The sequence below is a fragment of the Janthinobacterium sp. SUN033 genome, from assembly GCF_030397595.1.
In the GTDB taxonomy this organism is placed as follows: Bacteria; Pseudomonadota; Gammaproteobacteria; order Burkholderiales; family Burkholderiaceae_D; genus Janthinobacterium; species Janthinobacterium kumbetense.
Window position 1 is genome coordinate 580757 of the sequence record NZ_JAPQNV010000001.1, and the last position, 19200, is coordinate 599956.

Here is a 19200-nt window from a genome sequence, read left to right on the forward strand (position 1 = left end):
TTTTCACTAGTTCGTTTCCACCGGCACCGTCTCCGGCACTGCCGCCGGATCCGTCGGCGTCTCCGCCTCCATATCCAGCGTCTTGATCCCGTTCATGTCGATGAATTCGTCGTACAGCCACTCGCCGTCGACCTGGCTCAGGCCCGCCGGCACGGCGCGCGTGACTTGCGGGCGCGTCGACAGGGCCGTGCGCATGTAGTCGATCCAGATCGGCATGGCCAGCGAGGAACCGAATTCGCGTCCGCCCAGGGACTTGGGCTCGTCATAGCCCATCCACGCCACCGCCACGATGCCGCCGCCATAGCCGGCGAACCAGCCGTCGACGGCGTCGCTGGTGGTGCCCGTCTTGCCGGCGATGTCGCTGCGGCCCAGTTTTTTCGTCGCCGCCGCGCCCGTGCCGGTGCGCGTGACTTCGCGCAGCATGCTGTCCATCACGAAGGCGTTGCGCGGGTCCAGCGCCAGGGTCTTCTCGTCGTTCGGCGCGGGCGGCTTGGTCTGCATCAGCACCGCCCCCTTGGCGTCGACGATGCGGTCGATCAAATACGGTTCCACCTGGTGGCCGCCATTGGCGAACAGGGCGTAGGCGCCCGCCATCTGCACGGGCGTGACGGAACCCGTGCCCAGCGCCATCGTCAGGTTGCTGGGCTGGCGGGCCGGGTCGAAGCCGAATTTTTCCATGAAGTCGTGCGTGTACGACACGCCCAGCGCGCGCAGGATGCGCACGGAGGCCACGTTCTTCGATTGCGCCAGCGCATAGCGCATGGTGATCGGGCCGTCGAACTTGAAGTCGTCATTCTGCGGCGCCCATACCTTGCCGCCCGCCTGCATTTCCAGGGGCACGTCGTTGATCAGGGTGGCCGGCGAAAAGCCTTTTTCCAGCGCCGCCGAATACACGAAGGGCTTCATGGCCGAACCGGGCTGGCGCCAGGCTTGCGTCACGTGGTTGAACTTTTGCAGGTTGTAGTCGAAGCCGCCCACCATGGCGTGGTAGGCGCCCGTTTCCGCGTCCAGCGAGACGAAGGCGGCGGCCACCAGCGGCACTTGCGTGATGGCCCAGTTGCCCTTGGCGTCCTGGGTGATGCGGATCACGGCGCCCGGGCGCAGCTTGATGCCGGCGCCCGCCTTGGCGGACAAGGCGGGGGCCGCAAAGCGCAAGCCCTCGCCCGTGATGGCCTTGGCGTCGCCGTCGCCGATGTCGGCCACCACCTTGCCGCTGGCCACCTCCGTGACGACGGCGGCGATCAGGCCATCGCTGTCCGGGCGTTTTTGCAGTGCAGCATCGATGGCGTCGTCGCGCTGCTCGGCCTCAAGCGGCATGTCGATGAAGGTTTCCGGGCCGCGGTAGCCGTGGCGCTGGTCGTAGGCGATGACGTTGCGGCGCGTCGAGGCGTAGGCCGCATCCTGGTCCGCCTTCAAGATCGTCGTGTAGACGCTGATGCCCCTGGTGTAGCTGTCTTCCTTGTACTGCGCATACACGGCCTGGCGCGCCAGTTCGGCCACGTATTCGGCGTGCGTGTCGAAACCCTGCTTGCCGCGGCTGTTGATATGCAGCGGCTGCGCCAGCGCCTGCTGGTACTGGCCTTCGCTGATGTAATCGAGGTCGCGCATGCGCTTCAACACCAGTTGCTGGCGCGCGTGCGCCTTTTTCGGATTGCTGATCGGGTTGTGGCGCGAGGGGTTTTGCGGCAGGCCCGCCAGCATGGCCATTTCCGCGATCGACAGTTCGGACAAGGGCTTGCCGAAATACGTCTGCGCCGCGCTGCCGAAGCCGAACGAGCGCTGGCCCAGGTACATCTGGTTCATGTACAGCTCGAGAATCTGGTCTTTCGACAGGGCCGACTCGATCTTCAGGGCCAGCATGATTTCATTGAGCTTGCGCGAAGCGACTTTTTCGCGCGTCAGGAAGAAGTTGCGCGCCACCTGCATGGTGATGGTGGAGCCGCCGCCGTGGCCGAAGCCGTGGCGCAGATTCGACAACACGGCGCCGCCGGCGCGCACGAAGTCGATGCCGTGGTGTTCGTAGAAGCGGCCATCCTCGATGGCCAGCAGGGCCTTCTTCATCATTTCCGGCACTTGCGCAATCGGCACGAAGTCGCGGTGCTCTTCGCCGAATTCGCCGATCAGCACATTGTCGGCCGTGTACACGCGCAGCGGGATCTTCGGCTGGTAGTCCGTAATGACGTCCAGCTCGGGCAGGCGCGGGCGCACATACAGGAACAGGTAGGCGATCAGCAGCAGGGCGGCGGCCAGCGCGGCGCAGCCGGCGAGGATGAAACCGCGCACGGTGGCGCGGCGGGAAGGCCAGGGGAATCCGGTTCGTTTGGCAGTCAAGGCAGTCTCACGTGAGCGTGCAAGGCACGGTGGCAGCGATTATAGACCAATGCGCCGGCGCTTCCCGCGCGGGCAGGGCGGCGGGCTGGCCTCGGGGACCGGGAGCAAAAAACCTTTTCATCGAAACGCGGCTGTGCGATAGTCTCGGCTTCAAGAAAATAGCCCGGGCGTCAATCCGGGCTGTTTATTTTTAAAAATTAAGGAAATATCCATGGCAAAAGATGCAACACCGAGCGTCGTGAGGCCCTACATCCCGGCCGATGCGAAGCTGCCCGAGATGACCTTCCGCGCCCTGTTCATGGGCGTCATCCTGGGGATGGTCTTCGGCGCTTCCTCGCTCTACCTGGTGCTGAAAGTGGGGCTGACCGTCAGCGCCTCGATTCCCGTCGCCGTGATCGCCATCACCCTGTTCGGCCTGGCCAAGAAGGTGGGCGGCAAGGATTCGTCGATCCTGGAAAACAGCATCACGCAAACGGCCGGTTCGGCAGGCGAATCGCTGGCCTTCGGCCTGGGCGTGACCATGCCCGCCATCCTCATCCTCGGCTTCGACCTGGAAATCTCGCGTGTCATGCTGGTCGGCGTCCTCGGCGGCCTGCTGGGCATCCTGATGATGATCCCCATGCGCCGCACCATGATCGTCGACCAGCACAAGGAACTCAAATTCCCCGAAGGCACGGCGTGCGCCGAAGTGCTCAAGGCGGCCGCCACGGAAGAATCGCGCATCGCCGCGGGCGAAAGCATCGAGAAGGATTCGGCTGCCGCGCTGGACGCCAAGCGCCGCGCGAAGATCATCTTCGGCGGTTTCGCCGTCGGCTTGCTGTATAAAGTGTTCAATATCTCGTTCAAGGGCTGGAAGGATACGCCGGGCGTGGAATTTGCCGCGCCGCTCAAGGGCGGCTCCATCGGCGCCGAAATCTCGCCTGAATTGCTGGGCGTGGGCTACATCATCGGCCCGCGCATCGCCGCCACCATGGCGGCCGGCGGCGTGCTGTCGTACCTGCTCCTGATCCCGATGATCAAGTTCTTCGGCGACAGCCTGACCACCGTGCTTTCGCCAGGCACCAAGTTGATCAGCGAAATGGGCGCGGACGACGTGCGCAGCGCCTACGTGCTGTATATCGGCGCGGGCGCCGTGGCCGCCGGCGGCCTGATTTCCCTGGTGCGCGCCATGCCCATGATCTGGCGCAGCCTGTCGGCCGGCCTGAAAGGCATCGGCAAGGGCGTCAAGACCAATTCCACCCTGCGCACGGACCAGGACATCCCCCTGAAATGGGTCGTCATCGGCTGCCTGTCCATCATCGCCGTGATCACCTTCGCCACGCCGCTGCACATGAATTTCCTCGGCGCGCTGCTGATCCTCGTCTTCGGCTTCCTGTTCGCCACCGTGTCGTCGCGCCTGACGGGCGAAATCGGCTCCTCGTCGAACCCGATCTCCGGCATGGCCGTGGCCACCTTGCTGTTCACTTGCCTGATCTTCCTCATCATGGGCTGGACGGGCGGACGTTACTATGTGACGGCCCTGTCGGTGGGCGCCATCGTCTGCATCGCCGCCAGCAATGCGGGCACCACGTCGCAAGACTTGAAAACCGGCTACCTGGTGGGCGCCACGCCGCGCCTGCAGCAGTATGCGATCCTGGCGGGCGCCTTGTCGTCCGCCCTGATCCTCGGTCCGATTCTGCTGAAACTGAACGAGGCGAGCACCGTCTACGTGCCGGCCGCGCAAGTGGCGCCCGGCCTGACGGTCGATGCGTCGAAGCTGACGGTGACGGGCGAGCTGCATGGCCCGCAAGCCGAGACGGACCACAACACGTATAAAGTCTGGCAAAAGACGGATACCGTGGGCGGCCCGGCCGGCAAGTATTTTGTCAAGGATGATGGCCAGCTGGCTTACCTGGTCGATCCGGGCATCAATGGCCATTACAGCAAGCGTCCCGACGGTTCGGAAGTGAAGAAATACGATGCGCCGAAGGCCGTGCTGATGTCCTACATCATCAAGGGCATCCTCGACCAGCAGCTGCCGTGGACCCTGGTGCTGTTCGGCGTGATGATCGCCGTGGTGCTGGAAATGGCCGGCATCCCGTCGCTGGCGTTTTCGGTGGGCGTGTATCTGCCCCTGTCGTCCACCTTGCCGATCTTCGTCGGCGGCCTGGTGCGCTGGCTGGCGGACCGCCGCAACAACAAGCTGGAACACAACGCCAAGCTCAATGAAGAAGAGCGCCAGCTGGCGGGCGATCGCAGCTCGGGCGTGCTGCTGGCGTCCGGCTACATCGCCGGCGGCGCGCTGGCCGGCATCATCATCGCCATTACGGCCGGCGTGCTGACGCACTTCGACCAGATGATGGCCGACTGGGCCGAGCACGGCAACCCGTTCTACGCGGGCCTGCATTCGGATGCGCTGTCGCTGCTGCCGTATGCGCTCATCATCGTGCTGCTGTATATCGTGGCGCGCGAGAAGAAAGCGGGCAGTTCGCAGGCTTGATGTCATAGCCACTCCAAGGAAAACCACCCGGGTCGCACCGGGCGGTTTTTTTATGCGCGCGCATGAGGCGATGGCTGTGATACGGGCCGCGCCGCCAGTTGCGCCGCGCTCGCGTAGATCGTTACGTGCTCGGACGCCAGTTGGCGCAGGTGGTCATAAAAGGCCTGCGCGGGTATGCACCACGACGCCGCGTCGCCCACTTGCCCGTTGACGCGCAGGCCGGCGGCATCGAATTCCCGGTGAAAGTACGCGCGCAGATCCTCCCGGCCGGGATGGTCGATGCGGCGCTGTGCGATGGCCCGATCGAAAGGGCGCACGGGTACGTCCCAGCGCCGGCCAGCGTGGTCCAGGCAAGCCAGCAGCCTTGTCTCTTCCTCCCACACGGGCACGGGAAAGGCCTCGCCCATGGCGTCTTCCAGCGCGTGATAGAACGTGACCGGTCCCATGGAAATGCCCAGGCCCAGCACCTTCGCGTGGTCGCAGCCGATGAAGCGCTGCCAGGGAGAACCCATGCCGAAGATCGAGGGCGCGCGGTGGTGCGCTTCGGTGAGGTCGGCGGCATGGCGGCCCCACGCGCAGACGGAGTGCGTCGGGTGGATGCTGCGCCGGACACCGGGGCTGGCAAGGAAGGCTTCCGGCAGGCGTCCCATGTGCGTGCCGTGGCGGCGCGGGTCGAATACATAATCGGGCATGGCGCAGGCGGCGCGCACGGTGCCGCCCGGCAGATAGTAGGTGGGCAGCAGCAGGGCGCCTTGCGGGCCGACGGCGTCCTGCAGGGCGGCTATCACGGCTGGCGCGCCGCCTTCCACATAGCCCAGGCTTTTCAGCGATGAATGCACGAACAGCGTATCGCCTGGCGCGATGCCCAGCCGCGCAAGATCGGCGGCCAATCCGGCGCGCGTCACGTGGGGGGCATTCTGGCGCACGTGTCGGGCGCCGGCGGCGCGGCGCCATGCTTCCAGCGCGGCCCTGGCGGCGCGTTTCGCCTGTTCAAGCATCGCCTGTTTCCCGCTCTATTTCCACTTCCAGCAGGTTGGCATCGATGCAGAACTTGGCGGCCCAGTTCAGGTAAGCCCAGGTGCCGTAGTCGCCATCGACGGGAAACGAGCCCTTGACGCCGCCGCGCGCGTGCGCGGGACCGTCGATGCTGACCGCGCGCCGCACGTAGCGGTTCAGGCGGCGCCCCGCGTCGAGGTAGGGCCGCTCGCCCGTGAGCCGATACAGCAGGAACAGACAATGCGCGTTTTGCGCGGAACCCGTGAGGCAGGCGTAGTTCGCTCCCGGCTGGAAGTCCGGGCCGAGGCGGCCGGCCAGGTAGCCGTCGGCCGCCACGGCCCTGGCGACGCTCGCTCCCGTGCGCGCGGCGGCATCCAGCAGGTCGGCGCGCGCCGAAAAGCGGTGCGCTTCGAGCAGGCCGCGCAAGGCGTAGCCGATGGTATGGGTCAGGGGCAGGAGCGGGTTGTCCAGGCAGTTCGACGCGAACCAGCCATTGGAGCGCTGTTTGGTCAACGCCCAGTCGACTTGGCGCAAGCCGGCCGCGCCATAGCCGTGGCCCGGCGCGACGCGGTCCGCTTCGAACAGTCCCCATGCGACATGCGTTTCGTAGGCCTTGTCGCCGGCGCTGGCGAACGGCGTCGGATGGCGGCGCCAGCAGCCGTCCGCATCCTGGCTGTCGCGCAGCCAGCTTGCCGCGCGATGCATGGCGTCTGCATAGGCCGCGCCGTACGCCGCCACGCCGGCGGCCAGGCCGAGCAGGATCTGGCCCGTATTGAAAGTGACGGGCACGCGCGGCGTCGAATCGATCTTCCCGCCCTGGAATCCGCCTTGCGCGAACTGGATGGCCAGGCACCAGTCGAGCATGCGCCGCGCGCGCCCGTGCAGCGCCTCATCCCCACCCTCATCGCCCGTGCGCTGCGCCAGGGCGATGAGGGTGGGGATGATGTAGCCGGTGGTCTCCGGGTAGGAGCTCGACCACCCTGTGACCAGGCTGTAGTCGCGCGCGACGCCGCCGTCGTTTGAGCTGGAATGATCCTGCGCCGCGCATAGCCAGGCCGTGCAGGCATTGACGACGGCTTGCGGGCCGGGGTCGAAGGCGGGCAGGCCGCGCCGGTCCGACAGCCGCTCCATGCGCGCCGCCGCCGGCAGGCTCGCCTGCGGCGACAGCGTGTTCCTGATCTTCGTGAGCAAGGTGCGCATGGCAGTCATGGCCGTAATGGCAGCAGCGGCGTGGTGGTTGGCACAGGTTACTGTAGCGCCGGCAGGGGGCGGGGTTATTGACTTGCCGCAAGGATTGGCCGTCGCATCGCTGCCGCCGGAATTGACGCATAATGGATACTTCACCGTTGTCGACGAGGCCCGCCATGAACAGCGTCACGCTTGAATACACAGTCGTCACCAATCCCGACGCGTTCGTCGGCTTCAAGTATTACGTGAAGGCGGGGCAGGCATTCGATGCCGATGATTTCGCCTACTCCTACAAGCTGAAACGCTCCGACCTGGACCCGGACAGCGTGCTGGCCACGCGCGAGGCGGCGGCGAATTTGCAGCCGGGCGAGTGGCTGAGCGTGTCGCATTCGATTGCGGCGTAGCGCGCAGGTTGCGGGCTTCCTCCCGTCGTACTTTGGCGGCCCGGCAAGCGGGAGATATCGGTGCTGCGGACCGCAAGACCGGAACCGGCTGTTACGTCGGAAGCCAGTGCCAGGGCCGGGTATCGCCGGCACGGATCTTGTCGAGATGCCCACTTCTGCCTATAATTGAGAATAATTCTCATTAAGTTTGTGCTGCCCGCCAGACCCGCCGCTCCATGTCCGCCGACCACGTCTCCCTGCATGATTTCGATGACATCGCCATCCTGTATCGCCAGCACCATGGCTGGCTGCGCGGCTGGCTGCAGCGCAAGGTGGGCAACGCCTTCGACGCGGCCGACCTGGCGCAGGCCACCTTCCTGCGCGTGCTCGCGCCGCAGGGCATGCAGGGGGTGCAGGAGCCGCGCGCCTATCTGACGACGATCGCCCGCAACCTGCTGATCAACCATGTGCGCCGGCGCGCCATCGAGCAAGCCTACCTCGACACCCTTGCCCTGATGCCGGAGCCGGTGGCGCCGCCGCCCGAAGTGCGCCTGATGTTCCTCGAACGGCTGGTGGAGCTGGACCGGCGCCTGGCCGGGCTGCCGGCGCAGGCCCGGCAAGCCTTCCTGCTGGTGCAGCTCGACGGCATGGGGCAGCAGGAGGTCGCCGCCGAACTGGGCATTTCCCTGTCCACCGTCAAGCGCCATCTGGCCAGGGCGGCCCTGCGCTGCTTTTTTCCGGAGCAGCACGATGGATGAAGAGGCAAGCCTCGCCCTGGACGGAACGGGTGCCGCCGCAAGCGTGGCGCCCGCCGTGGCGCAGCGGGCCGTGCAGTGGTGGCTGGCGCTGCAGGGCGGCGACGCCACTGCCGCACAGCTGCAGGCATGGCAGCGCTGGCGCGCCGAGGCGGTCGAACATGAGCGGGCCTGGCAGCGCATCGAGGCCGTCAGCGGCCAGCTGGCCGGCATTCCGCCGCCGCTGGCCAGCGCCGCCCTGGCCGCACCCGCAGGCGCGCAGCGGCGCCGCGCGGTGCGCCTGCTCACGGCGCTGGTGGTGGCGGGCGGCAGCGCCGCCATGCTGCGCCAGACACCGGCGTGGCAGTCGTGGAACGCCGATGCCAGCACGGCCACGGGCGAGCGGCGCACGGTGCGCCTGCCGGACGGCGGCACGCTGGTGCTCAATACCGATAGCGCCATCAAACTGCGCTATGACGCCGACGAGCGCGCGGTGCAGCTGCTGCGCGGCGAGGTGCTGCTGCAGACGGCGCCCGATGCGCAGCAGCGGCCCTTCCGCGTGTACACCGCCGACGGTACGGCGCGCGCGCTGGGCACGCGATTCATCGTGCGCCAGCACGACGGTTTCGTGCAGGTGGGCGTGCTGGAGGGGGCCGTCGAGCTGCGGCCTGCGGCGGCCGACGGCCAGCCACGCGTGCTGCGGGCGGGCGAGGAGGGCAGTTTTACGCGCGACGGCGTGGGCGCGGCGCATGCGCTCGATGCCGGCGCCGGCGCCTGGGCCGACGGCATGCTGGTCGCCGCGCACATGCGCCTGGACGATTTCCTGCTGGAGTTGTCGCGCCACCGGCGCGGCCACCTGGGATGCGATCCGGCGCTCGCGCACATGCTGGTGTCGGGCGCCTATCCGCTGGCCGATACCGACAGGGTGCTATTGGCGCTGGTGGAAGCCTTGCCCGTCGAGCTGCACTACCTGACGCGCTACTGGGTCACCGTGCGGCCGCGCGCGGCGAAAAAATAAACTGAAAATACATGGACTGTTTTTGCACGCTGCCTTGTCAAGGGAAGTGAGGGCGCAGGTATTGGCCCGTTCCACCCATCCCATGATACGAAGGCATGCCATGAACAACCGCAGCACATTCCCCCCATCCACGCGCTTGCTGGCCATGACACCGCTGGCCAGCCTGGCCGGCGCGCCGGCGCAGGCGCAAACGGCCGGACAGGCCGCGTCCTTGCGCCATTACGCCATCCCGGCCGGGCCGCTGGAAGCGACATTGAACCGGCTGGGACGTGAAGCGGGCTTGCTGATCGCCTTTGGCTCGGCCGCGACGGAAGGGCTGCGCAGCGGCGGCGTCAGCGGCAGCTACACGGTGGACGACGCGCTGGCGCGGGCGCTGGCCGGCACCGGGCTCGCTGCCGTGCGCACGGCCGGCGGCGGCTATGCGCTGCGTGCCGCCGCCACGTCCGCTGCCGGCGGGGCGGCGGATGGCGTGCAGATGATGGCGCCCGTGACCATCAGCGCGCAGGCGGAAGGAGAAAACCCGTGGGGCAGGGCCAGCGGCTATGTGGCGCGGCGGGGCAGCACGGCCACCAAGACCGACGCTTCCCTGCTGGAAGTGCCGCAATCGGTCTCCGTCATCACGCGCGACCGCATGGATGACCAGGGGGTGCGCACCCTGAACGACGCCATCCAGTACACGGCCGGCTTGCGCAGCAACACGGCAGGCGCCAATCCCGCCGACGACAGCCTGTCGGTACGGGGCTTCAGCCAGTTTTCGGGCGCGTTCTACCTGGACGGCATGCGCCTGATGCCCATGGGGACGCTGGGCTTTTTCGGCGTGGAGCCGTACGGCGCCGAGCGCGTGGAAGTGCTGAAGGGGCCTTCGTCCGTGTTGTACGGCCAGAATGCGCCGGGCGGCATCGTCAATTTCGTCGCCAAGCGCCCCGCGGCGGACCAGGTGAACCAGGTCGAACTGTCGCTCGGTAGCTACGCGCGCAAGCAGCTGGCCCTCGACGTGGGCGGCAAGCTGGCCGACGACGGCAGCCTGCAGTACCGGCTGGTGGGGCTGGCGCGCCAGGCGGACCAGCAGATCGATTACATGCAGGACGACCGCTACTATCTGGCGCCCAGCCTGACGTGGGCGCCGAGCGCCCGCACCAGCATCACCTTATTGGGCTTTTTCCAGCAGAATCGCGCCATGCAATCGTCGAACGTGCAGTGGGAAGCCTTGAACGGCAGCAATCCCAACGGCCGCCTGCCGCTGACGCGATTCCTGGGCGAGCCCGGCTTCGACCATGAGGAAACGCGCGTCGCGTCGGCGGGCTACGCGGCGCGCCACACGTTCGACAGCGGGTGGACGCTCCGGCAGAACTTCCGCTTCCTGCACGCGAATAACCATGAACAGTATATGTTTCGTTACGGCAACTTAATCGACCATGCAGTCACCAACCGCGAGATCGATACGCGCGACGGCAAGGGCAGCGTGTACTCGCTCGATACCAGCGTGACGGGCCAGGTGGCGACGGGCGCGCTGCGCCATGAGGTGGTTGCCGGCATCGATTACAGCCGCAGCAGTACTTCGTTCAGCTCGTATATCGCCGACGGTCCGCAGATCGATATCTACCGCCCCGTCTACGGCGGCGCGCTGGACCTGGCGGCGCTGGCGCCGGACGCCCTGCGCCGCGAGCATAACCGGCAGCTGGGCGCCTACCTGCAAGACCGCATGCAGTATCGTCAATGGGTTTTCACCGTGGGCGGGCGCCAGGACTGGACGCGCCAGGAACAGCGCAATCTGCTGGTATCGCCGTCTGCCACGACGGTGCGCAAGCCCACGGCATTCACGGGCCGCGCCGGCATCACTTACCTGGCAGCGAACGGCCTGGCGCCTTACGCCAGCTACAGCGAATCGTTCTCGCCCGTCTCCGGCGCCGACCGCCTTGAGCGTCCGTTCGAGCCGGAAACGGCCCGGCAAGTGGAGGTTGGCGTGAAGTACGCGCCTGGCGCGCATCTGTCCGTGACGGCCGCCGCATTCGAACTGCGCCGCCAGAACGTGCTGACGACGGACCCGGACGACCCGAATTTTTCCATCCAGCAGGGGGAGGTGCGCTCGCGCGGCATCGAACTGGAAGTGGCCGCGCAGCCGGGCAGCCAGCTGAAACTGCTGGCGTCCCTCACCTACAATCCCCTGAAGGTGACGAAGGCGAATCCGGACATGTGGGGCACGAACGTGCAGGGCAAGTCGCCGTATGAAGTGCCCCGGCAGATGGCTTCCGCGTGGGCCGACTACGCCTTCGTTGGCGGCTTGCGCGGGCTGTCGGCCGGCGCCGGCGTGCGCCACGTGGGCGCCAGCTGGGGCGACGCGGAGAACACCTTCCAGGTGCCGGCGTTCACCCTGGCCGACCTGTCGCTGCGCTATGATCTGGGCCAGGCGCGCAGCGACTGGCGCGGCCTGAGCGTGAGCATGACGGTGAAGAACCTGTTCGACAAATACCATGTCGCCTCGTGTTTCTCTGCGCGGGCCTGCAATTACGGCGAACAGCGCAATGTCGGCGTGCGCGTGGCCTACCTCTGGTAGCACGCAGCCTTACGCAGGCGCAAACCAGGCGCGCAATTCCGCCTCGGCCCTCTGCGCCGTCGCCTGCGTCAGGGTCAGCACGATGATTTTTTCCCGTGCCGGGCGGTGCCCGTCGTCGCTGGCCAGTTCGATGGCCTGTTCGAAGCTCGTGTAGCCGTGGCCGCATTCATGCGGGCATTGCTGCACGATGCGGGCCGCCTTGCCCGCGTGCCGGTCCGCCAGGTTGACGATGGGGTTGCCGTCATAGAACGGCTGGCCATTGGCGAACGCGGTGCGCAGATACGGCGCGCATTGGCCGTCGAGGAAGGCCAGGCGCGCCTGCCACCAGGCCTCTGCCGCCGCATACGCGGCATGGTCCTCGAGAAAATCGGTAAACAGGAAGTCGTTCATTTTGCTTTCCTCGGCTAGATGCCGAACACTTTCAATATGGCGTCCGTGAACCCCTCGAACCAGCTGCCCACCTTGCCCGGCTGCTTGCCGTGGCGCGGAGTTTCTTCGTACAGGTAGACGCCGTTGTCGCCGTCGAAGCGGTCGTTGAGCAAGGCTTGCTGGCCGCGCAGATACGGGACGAAGGTTTCGCTGCGCAGGGTCGAGTACAGCACGTCGGTGGTGAAACCCAGGGTGGCGGACTGGCTGATGGAGCGCCCCTGGCCGGCCCGCTCCAGGCGCACGCCGCGGCAGCCGCGCACGATCAGGGTGACGGGGCCGCGAAAGACGATGAAGCGCAGCTGCAGGGTGAGCCAGGCATGCAGGCTGCCCAGGCGCCAGTGGCTCGATATCGCCAGCGGCTGATTCGAGTCGCAGACCAGGCCCACGAGTCCCCGTGGCTGGAAGACCAATGCGCTGCCGGCCGGCAGGTGGACGACGGCCACTTCCAGCAGCGGGTCGTCGCTGGCGGAAATCGTCACAGATGCCGGCGCGTCGCTGTGCAGGCGCGTCAGCGCCACCATGCCGGCGGCCAGGCTGGTGAACGGGAAGCGCCAGTCCAGCAGCCATTGCGTGCGCTTGTGCGTGCTGACGGGCGACGATTGCAGGTATTCGGGATGGATCAGCATCTGCTGGCGGGGCTGCAGCAGCAAGCCCTGCGAGACGGCGGAGATGCGCGACTCTCCATGCGGCGGCAGTGGCAGTGAACTGCCCGCGACTTGCAGTTCGCGCGCGATCGACAGCGGCGGCAAACGGGAAGCGACGGGCGCCAGCACGAAGTAAAAGAAGGCCTTGATGGTGGCGGGCAGCAGGATGGCCGACAGTACCAGCAGGGCGGCCGTGGGCGCCACGTCCATGACGGGCGCGCGCCAGCGGGCTATCCAGTTGCGCGCCAGTTGTCCTTCACCGGCCGCGATGGCCTTTTGCACGGGCGCCAGGGCGGCGCTCAAGGCTTGCTCGTCGATGGCAAATGGGGTGGGATGGGGGGCATGCGCGGCATCGCCGGTACGGGCGCGCTGCGCCGCCCAGGCCTGATACGCTTGCAGGTTGATCTCGCGCAAACGCTGGCCTTGCGCTTCCAGCTGCGACAGCTGCGCGTAGGCGTCGCTGCCGGGCAGGCGCGCCGCCAGCGGGTGCTGTGCTTCCAGCTGCCGGCGCTGCTGAAGATTATTTTGCAGTGCAGCATATGCGCCCACGTGTTCCGCGTGCAGGCGCGCCAGCGTGTGCCGCGCATCTTCGCCGCTGATCGCCGCCTGCAGGGCGGTCAGATAGCGGGCTTCCTGCGCCAGCACTTCGATCTCCACGCGGCGCGCCGCTTCCTCCTGCGCGTGCCGGGCCAGGGTGTTCGCGTCGGGCAGGGGAATGGTGAACAGCGACGCTTGCTGCCGCGCGCGCAAGGCCGTCAATTGCGCCTGCACTTGCGCCAGGCGCGCGGCGATGGCCGTGTGCGAGGCCTTTTGCAGGGCGTTGACCCGCGCCGTGGCGGCAGCGGCCAGGCCGGCGCCATGGCTGTCGGCGCCCTCGGCGGCCAGCCTGAGCGCGGCCACGGCCTCGCTGCCGGCGCTGTAGGCGCGCCATTCGGCCAGCAGCAGGCGTCCGGCCAGCAGGATGACGATGAACAGGGCGAACTGCAGCGCGTGGCGCAGCAGGAAGCGCAGGATGGCCGTCAGCAGCTGGCGCAAGGAGGGATCGCCTTAGGTGGCCGCGCTATCGGCGTCGGCGCAGCATTTTTTGTATTTCTTGCCGCTGCCGCAGTGGCACGGGTCGTTGCGGCCCGTCTTCGGTACTTCGCGCAGGACGGTGGCGCCGGGCTGGCTTTGGGCCTGGCTTTTCAGGTGGCGCTGGCGCGCCCAGGCGGCGTTGATGGCGATCACGGATGGAATCACGCCATCCATGGCCGTTTCGGCCGCATCGTCGTCGAGCTCGCCGGCCGTGGCCAGGTACTGGAACGGCGCCAGGTATTCCGGGTGGCTGACGGCCAGGGCCGCCCACTGGGGCTTGTCCAGGCTCGTGCCAAGGATAAAACCGGCGCACCAGGCGGGCACGCTCCATTCGGGGCCGCACACATAGATGGGCTCGAAGCTGTCCGGGTCCTTCGCCAGCCATTCGACCATGTAGGCGTGGTGGCGCTGCGCCAGGCTGGCCGCCCGTTCGCTGGCCTCGTCCTGTGCCGGCAAGGCGCTGCCGGCCGCCTTGTCCCAGACCCAGGGCAGCCATTGTTCCGGCGCGATCTGTTTCGGGCTCAGGGCGACGGCCGTGAGAAAACCTTCCAGCATCGACACGTCCATGGCACGGCCGGCCAGGGCGGGCGCGGCCAGCAGGGTGTCGAGTTCGGCGTATTCGTCGTCGGAGAGGGGCGTGGTGGTGGAGATGCTGGACATGGAATTTTTCAGTAATGTGGGTGGATGGCCGCTGGCCCTGGCGGTATTGTACCGTCCGGCACGGGGGAAACGGCTGCCGAATGAAAAACGGCGGCCCGCAGGCCGCCGTTTTGATCTACAACAAGACGCTTACTTCACGCCGTGCATCAGTTTGTTGATCAGCGGTGCGATCAGGAACAGGATCACGCCGGCGCCCAGCAGGGACCAGAAGCCGAAGGTGTAGCCGGACAGGGCCGACTGTACCGACATGCCGCTTTCGCCGCTGACGTGGCTGGCGAAGATGCCGGACAGGTTGTTGCCGATACCGGTCGACAGGAACCAGCCGCCCATGCCCAGGCCGACCAGGCGTACTGGCGCCAGCTTGGTGACCATCGACAGGCCGATAGGCGACAGGCACAGCTCGCCGATCGATTGCAGCATGTACACGGTCGCCAAGGTCCAGAACGGGATCTTGTTGTCGGCGCCAACCAGGCTCGACAGTGCGAAGATCAGCAGGCCGAAGGCCAGCGCATTGCCCAGCAAGCCCAGGCCGAACTTGCGCGGGATCGAAGGATTGACGTTGTGGCGCGCCAGGAAGACCCAGACGGCGGCGATGATCGGCGCGAAGACGATGATGGCGACCGAATTGACGGTCTGGAAGTAGGCGGTCGGGAAGATGGCGAAGCCCAGGTCGCGGTTGACGATCTTGTCGGCCAGGAAGGTAAACGAGCTGCCTGCCTGTTCGAAGAACATCCAGAACAGGATGTTGAAGACGAAGATCAGCAGCATGGCGATGACGCGGTCGCGCGCCACTTTACCGTTGCGTATGCCTTCGATCATCAGCATCACGGCCAGGCCGACGAACAGCACGGTCAGGACGATTTGCAGCTTTTCAGCGCCGACGGTCAGCAGGAAGTACATCAGCGGGATCACGCACAGGGAGCCGACGGCCACCCAGACGACGCGCATCGGGCTGCCGGCACCGGCTTCCGGTGCGCCGATGCCCTTCAGGGCGCGGCGGCCGATGGCGAACCATACCAGGCTGATCAGCATGCCGAAACCGGAGGCCATGAAGACCATCTTGTACGCAGGCATGTCGCTGGTGCCGAAGATCGACCCGGCCAGCCATTGCGTAAAGACAGGGGCGACCATGGCGCCCATGTTGATACCCATGTAGAAGATCGTGAAGCCACTGTCGCGGCGCGGATCGGCCGTCGTGTACAGCTTGCCGACCATGGTCGAGATGTTCGGCTTGAACATGCCGTTACCGACGATCATGGTGGCCAGGCCCAGGTTGAAGATGTCCTGGTTCGGTACCGAGATGCAGAACAGGCCGGCAGCCATGAAGACGGCGCCCAGCAGGATGGAGCGCTGGTAACCGATGACCCGGTCGGCGATGTAGCCGCCGAACAGGGCGCCGGCGTACACCAGCGCGAGGAAGGAACCGTAGGTAAGGTTGGCCGCTGCCTGTCCCGAACCGTCGCCGCCGTGGAACTGGGCCACGATGTACAGTACCAGCGCCCAGCGAACTCCGTAGAACGCGAAGCGTTCCCAGAATTCAGTCATGAACAACATCCACAATGGGCTTGGATGGCCCATAATCTGCTTGAACTCGGGAATAACGGCTTCCTTGTTGGGCGTAGTCGCACCGCTCATGCGGTTCCTCCTGAAAAATTATTATAGTCAATCGATACAACGAACTTATGGAAGCCTGCGGGCGGCGGGGACTCTCATGAAGAACCTCACGCACGGGAATTCCAATAGGCTGGCATTCTAATCTACAAATTGCGCTGAGCGAAGATTTCGATTCGCATTAGCAAGAATGACTGTTTCATATTGGTCAAACCGGTTTGCAGGCAAGGGCGGCCCCGGCGATTTTGCGGCGGCACAGCACAACTTGCCTGACTTGTCGTATATTGAGGCTGCAAGACCTTCGAGCATCGATTTTTAAAGGGATTTTTCGCATTATGGAACACGACGTTATCGATACTCTGGTTTCACCGGAAGGCCGCCTGGACGTGCTCTCCAAGACTGAAGTCAACAAACTGCTCGACACCAGCCAGGGCGGCCTGTACAACACTTTCCGCCGCTGCGCGCTGGCGGTCCTGAATTGCGGCAGCACCATCGACGATGGCCGCGCCCTGCTGGAGCGCTACCAATCGTTTGAAATCTCCATCATTCAGCGCGAGCGCGGCATCAAGCTCGACATCAAGGGCGCGCCGGCCATCGCCTTTGTCGACGGCAAGATGATCAAGGGCATCCACGAGCACTTGTTTGCCGTGCTGCGCGACATCATCTTCGTCAGCGATGAAGTCACGGGCAACCCGAAATTCGACTTGCAGAGCACGGAAGGCGTGACGGATGCCGTCTTCCACATCCTGCGCAACGCCAACGTGCTGCAAACCCAGCTCAACCCGAACCTGGTCGTGTGCTGGGGCGGCCACTCGATCAACCGCGCCGAATACAATTATTCGAAGGAAGTGGGCTACCAGCTGGGCTTGCGCAGCCTCGACATCTGCACCGGTTGCGGCCCTGGCGCCATGAAGGGCCCCATGAAGGGCGCCACCATCGGCCACGCCAAGCAGCGCCTGCACAATGGACGGTATCTCGGCATCACCGAGCCGGGCATCATCGCGGCCGAGTCGCCGAACCCCATCGTCAATGACCTCGTCATCATGCCGGACATCGAAAAACGCCTGGAAGCGTTCGTGCGCGCGGGCCACGGCATCGTCGTGTTCCCCGGCGGCGCCGGCACGGCCGAAGAGATTCTGTACATCCTCGGTATTTTGTTGCACCCAGACAATGCCGAGATTCCATTCCCGCTGATCTTCACGGGTCCGGAAACGTCGCGCGAGTACTTCGTGCAGATCAATCAGTTCATCAGCGATACCCTGGGTCCGGAAGCGCAGCAGCGCTACAAGATCATCATCGACGACCCGGAACTGGTGGCGCGCGAAATGCTCGAAGGCATCCGCCAGGTGCGCGAATTCCGCAAGGCGCACAGCGACGCGTATTACTTCAATTGGCTGCTGAAGATCGACCACGAATTCCAGAAGCCGTTCCAGCCCACGCATGAAAACATGCGCAACCTGAGCCTGCACAAGAACCAGCCCACGCACTTGCTGGCGGCCCAGCTGCGCCGCGCGTTTTCGGGCGTGGTGGCGGGCAACGTCAAGGATGACGGCATCCGCTCGATCGAAAAGCACGGCAACTTCGAGATCCACGGCGACAAATCCATCGCCGGCCCGATGGATGCGCTGCTCGCTTCCTTCGTGGCGCAGCACCGCATGAAATTGGCGGGCACGGCGTACGTGCCTTGCTATACCGTGGTCCAGTAAGTCGTTTTTCAAGCAGCGCCGCCCGCCCCCTGCGTGTGCAAGGGGAGGGCGGCGCCTTTTCATCCGCGTTCCCAGCCATGCCCCCATCGTGTTCTTTCGCCGCCACAGGCAATCAAATCGCTTGCGTCATCGATTCGTGGGTGCTATCTTTGGAACCGGTTCCAAAATAAAAATATGCATATCAACAGGTAGTGGAGAGCAACCTTGGATTCAGTACGCGGCAATAAAAAGACAGTCTCCGGCGAGCCGGCACGGCCCGTGACCATCGCGCAGGTGGCGCGCGAGGCGGGCGTGTCGAAGACGAGCGTGTCGCGCTTTCTCGGCGGCGAACTGGACGCCCTGTCCGAAAACATCCGCCAGCAGATCACCAGCACCATCGCGCGCCTCGGCTACCAGCCGAACCAGATGGCGCGCGGCCTCAAGCGTGGCCGCACGCGCCTGATCGGCATGGTCGTGGCGGACATGCTGAACCCCTACACGGTGGCCGTGCTGCAAGGCGTGGAAGCGGCTTGCCAGCAACATGGCTATACCTTGATCTTGTGTAATACCGGCAATGACGAACAGCGCGAACGCCAGTCGCTTGCCGCGCTGCGCTCGTACAGCGTGGAAGGGCTGATCGTCAACACGCAGGGGCGCAACATCCAGTCGTCCGACTTGCAGCAGGCGGGCATGCCCATCGTGCTGGTCGACCGCCGCATCGAGGGTAGCGATTTCGACCTGGTGGGCCTGGACAATGTGCAGGCTGGCCGGCTGGCCACCGCGCATCTGATCGAACAGGGTTTCGACGCCATCGCCTTCGTCGCGCCGCCCTTGACGGGCGTCAGTTCGCGGCTGATGCGCGCCGACGGTTTCCAGGCCGTGATGGCCGAACATCCGGATTGCGTGGGCGAAGTGCTGGCGGTGGACCTGGACGACCGGCCCTCCATCGACGCGCAGGTGCGTCTATGCCTGGCGCAGTGGCGCGGCCGCCGCGTGGCGCTGCTGGCGTCGAACGGCATGGTGGCGCTGGAACTGGCGCTGATGCTGCAGCGCCTCGAATTGCGCATGCCGCAGGACGTGGGCTTGCTGGGCTTTGACGAATTGCCGTGGTCGCCGCTGGCGGGCCTGAGCACGATCGAACAGCAGACGTACGAGATCGGCTTTTCGGCGATGACGTGCATGCTGTCGCGCCTGCAGGGCGATCAGTGCCCGCCGCGCGAGGTGCTGTTGCCAGGCAAATTGATTGTGCGCAATTCCACCCGGAGCGGGGAAGTGCGCAAGGACGGCGATTGACGAAAAGAGGGCGTACGCCCTTTTTTTGGGAAGGTAATGGAACCGGTTTCATGAATTGTATTCACACTGGAAAGGGGCGTGGATAGTCAGGCAGGGCAATGGCAGGAGGTTGGTACGACAC

Annotated in this window: 14 protein-coding genes; 7 read left to right on the forward strand and 7 right to left on the reverse strand. The window is 65.7% G+C overall.

All coding sequences use genetic code 11. The features are described from left to right. Positions 1–6: 6 nt before the first annotated feature. Positions 7–2331: a PBP1A family penicillin-binding protein gene (locus OX460_RS02745; RefSeq protein WP_289897558.1), complete on the reverse strand. Its 2325-nt coding sequence runs from the start codon at positions 2329–2331 to the stop codon at positions 7–9. Between the two features lie 211 nt (positions 2332–2542). Between OX460_RS02745 and OX460_RS02750 the strand changes: the two genes are divergently transcribed. Next, positions 2543–4810, forward strand: coding sequence for an oligopeptide transporter, OPT family (locus OX460_RS02750; RefSeq protein ID WP_289897559.1), 2268 nt, complete (start codon positions 2543–2545; stop codon positions 4808–4810). Positions 4811–4860: 50 nt separating this feature from the next. Here OX460_RS02750 and OX460_RS02755 read toward each other — a convergent pair whose 3' ends face one another. Together OX460_RS02755 and OX460_RS02760 are read right to left on the reverse strand one after the other, a co-directional pair. After that, entirely contained in the window at positions 4861–5808 is a 948-nt protein-coding gene (locus OX460_RS02755) for an AAC(3) family N-acetyltransferase (RefSeq protein WP_289897560.1), read from the reverse strand. After that, positions 5801–7006 carry a hypothetical protein gene (locus OX460_RS02760; protein ID WP_289897561.1) on the reverse strand — a complete coding sequence of 402 codons (1206 nt, stop codon included), beginning with the start codon at positions 7004–7006 and terminating at the stop codon, positions 5801–5803. Before OX460_RS02760 ends, OX460_RS02755 begins: the two co-directional genes overlap by 8 nt. Positions 7007–7170: 164 nt before the next feature. Here OX460_RS02760 and OX460_RS02765 point away from each other — a divergent pair, with 164 nt between their 5' ends. From OX460_RS02765 to OX460_RS02780, 4 genes are all read left to right on the forward strand, one after another. After that, positions 7171–7398: a hypothetical protein gene (locus tag OX460_RS02765; protein ID WP_077405728.1), complete on the forward strand. Its 228-nt coding sequence runs from the start codon at positions 7171–7173 to the stop codon at positions 7396–7398. A gap of 215 nt (positions 7399–7613) precedes the next feature. Continuing rightward, the gene (locus OX460_RS02770) at positions 7614–8135 is read left to right on the forward strand and encodes a sigma-70 family RNA polymerase sigma factor (protein ID WP_289897562.1); all 522 of its coding nucleotides are present in this window, start codon (positions 7614–7616) and stop codon (positions 8133–8135) included. Further along, the gene (locus OX460_RS02775; protein ID WP_289897563.1) at positions 8128–9129 is read left to right on the forward strand and encodes a FecR domain-containing protein; all 1002 of its coding nucleotides are present in this window, start codon (positions 8128–8130) and stop codon (positions 9127–9129) included. Before OX460_RS02770 ends, OX460_RS02775 begins: the two co-directional genes overlap by 8 nt. Positions 9130–9229: 100 nt before the next feature. After that, positions 9230–11683 carry a TonB-dependent siderophore receptor gene (locus tag OX460_RS02780; protein WP_289897564.1) on the forward strand — a complete coding sequence of 818 codons (2454 nt, stop codon included), beginning with the start codon at positions 9230–9232 and terminating at the stop codon, positions 11681–11683. A 9-nt stretch (positions 11684–11692) separates the two neighbouring features. Here the strand turns inward: OX460_RS02780 and OX460_RS02785 are convergent, their stop codons facing one another. The 4 genes from OX460_RS02785 to OX460_RS02800 form a co-directional block, all read right to left on the reverse strand. Next, positions 11693–12073, reverse strand: coding sequence for a hypothetical protein (locus OX460_RS02785; RefSeq protein ID WP_289897565.1), 381 nt, complete (start codon positions 12071–12073; stop codon positions 11693–11695). Positions 12074–12087: 14 nt separating this feature from the next. After that, positions 12088–13791 (reverse strand): hypothetical protein, encoded by a 1704-nt coding sequence (locus OX460_RS02790; RefSeq protein ID WP_289897566.1) that lies wholly within the window; start codon positions 13789–13791, stop codon positions 12088–12090. A gap of 12 nt (positions 13792–13803) precedes the next feature. Then, on the reverse strand, positions 13804–14490 hold the full coding sequence (locus OX460_RS02795; protein WP_289897567.1) for a UPF0149 family protein: 687 nt from the start codon (positions 14488–14490) through the stop codon (positions 13804–13806). Positions 14491–14619: 129 nt separating this feature from the next. After that, on the reverse strand, positions 14620–16125 hold the full coding sequence (locus OX460_RS02800) for an oligopeptide:H+ symporter (RefSeq protein WP_099667564.1): 1506 nt from the start codon (positions 16123–16125) through the stop codon (positions 14620–14622). A 311-nt stretch (positions 16126–16436) separates the two neighbouring features. Between OX460_RS02800 and ppnN the strand changes: the two genes are divergently transcribed. Both ppnN and OX460_RS02810 read left to right on the forward strand, forming a co-directional pair. Continuing rightward, the gene (gene ppnN, locus OX460_RS02805; RefSeq protein ID WP_289897568.1) at positions 16437–17807 is read left to right on the forward strand and encodes a nucleotide 5'-monophosphate nucleosidase PpnN; all 1371 of its coding nucleotides are present in this window, start codon (positions 16437–16439) and stop codon (positions 17805–17807) included. Between the two features lie 204 nt (positions 17808–18011). Beyond that, entirely contained in the window at positions 18012–19079 is a 1068-nt protein-coding gene (locus OX460_RS02810) for a LacI family DNA-binding transcriptional regulator (RefSeq protein ID WP_289897569.1), read from the forward strand. Positions 19080–19200: the final 121 nt, after the last annotated feature.

Excerpts from the sequence above, each read along its gene's own strand:
- OX460_RS02750 (WP_289897559.1), top strand. The coding sequence starts at position 2,543 with ATGGCAAAAGATGCAACACCGAGCGTCGTGAGGCCCTACATCCCGGCC.
- OX460_RS02755 (WP_289897560.1), bottom strand. The coding sequence starts at position 5,808 with ATGCTTGAACAGGCGAAACGCGCCGCCAGGGCCGCGCTGGAAGCATGG.
- OX460_RS02760 (WP_289897561.1), bottom strand. The coding sequence starts at position 7,006 with ATGCGCACCTTGCTCACGAAGATCAGGAACACGCTGTCGCCGCAGGCG.
- OX460_RS02765 (WP_077405728.1), top strand. The coding sequence starts at position 7,171 with ATGAACAGCGTCACGCTTGAATACACAGTCGTCACCAATCCCGACGCG.
- OX460_RS02770 (WP_289897562.1), top strand. The coding sequence starts at position 7,614 with ATGTCCGCCGACCACGTCTCCCTGCATGATTTCGATGACATCGCCATC.
- OX460_RS02775 (WP_289897563.1), top strand. The coding sequence starts at position 8,128 with ATGGATGAAGAGGCAAGCCTCGCCCTGGACGGAACGGGTGCCGCCGCA.
- OX460_RS02780 (WP_289897564.1), top strand. The coding sequence starts at position 9,230 with ATGAACAACCGCAGCACATTCCCCCCATCCACGCGCTTGCTGGCCATG.
- OX460_RS02785 (WP_289897565.1), bottom strand. The coding sequence starts at position 12,073 with ATGAACGACTTCCTGTTTACCGATTTTCTCGAGGACCATGCCGCGTAT.
- OX460_RS02795 (WP_289897567.1), bottom strand. The coding sequence starts at position 14,490 with ATGTCCAGCATCTCCACCACCACGCCCCTCTCCGACGACGAATACGCC.
- OX460_RS02800 (WP_099667564.1), bottom strand. The coding sequence starts at position 16,125 with ATGAGCGGTGCGACTACGCCCAACAAGGAAGCCGTTATTCCCGAGTTC.
- ppnN (WP_289897568.1), top strand. The coding sequence starts at position 16,437 with ATGGAACACGACGTTATCGATACTCTGGTTTCACCGGAAGGCCGCCTG.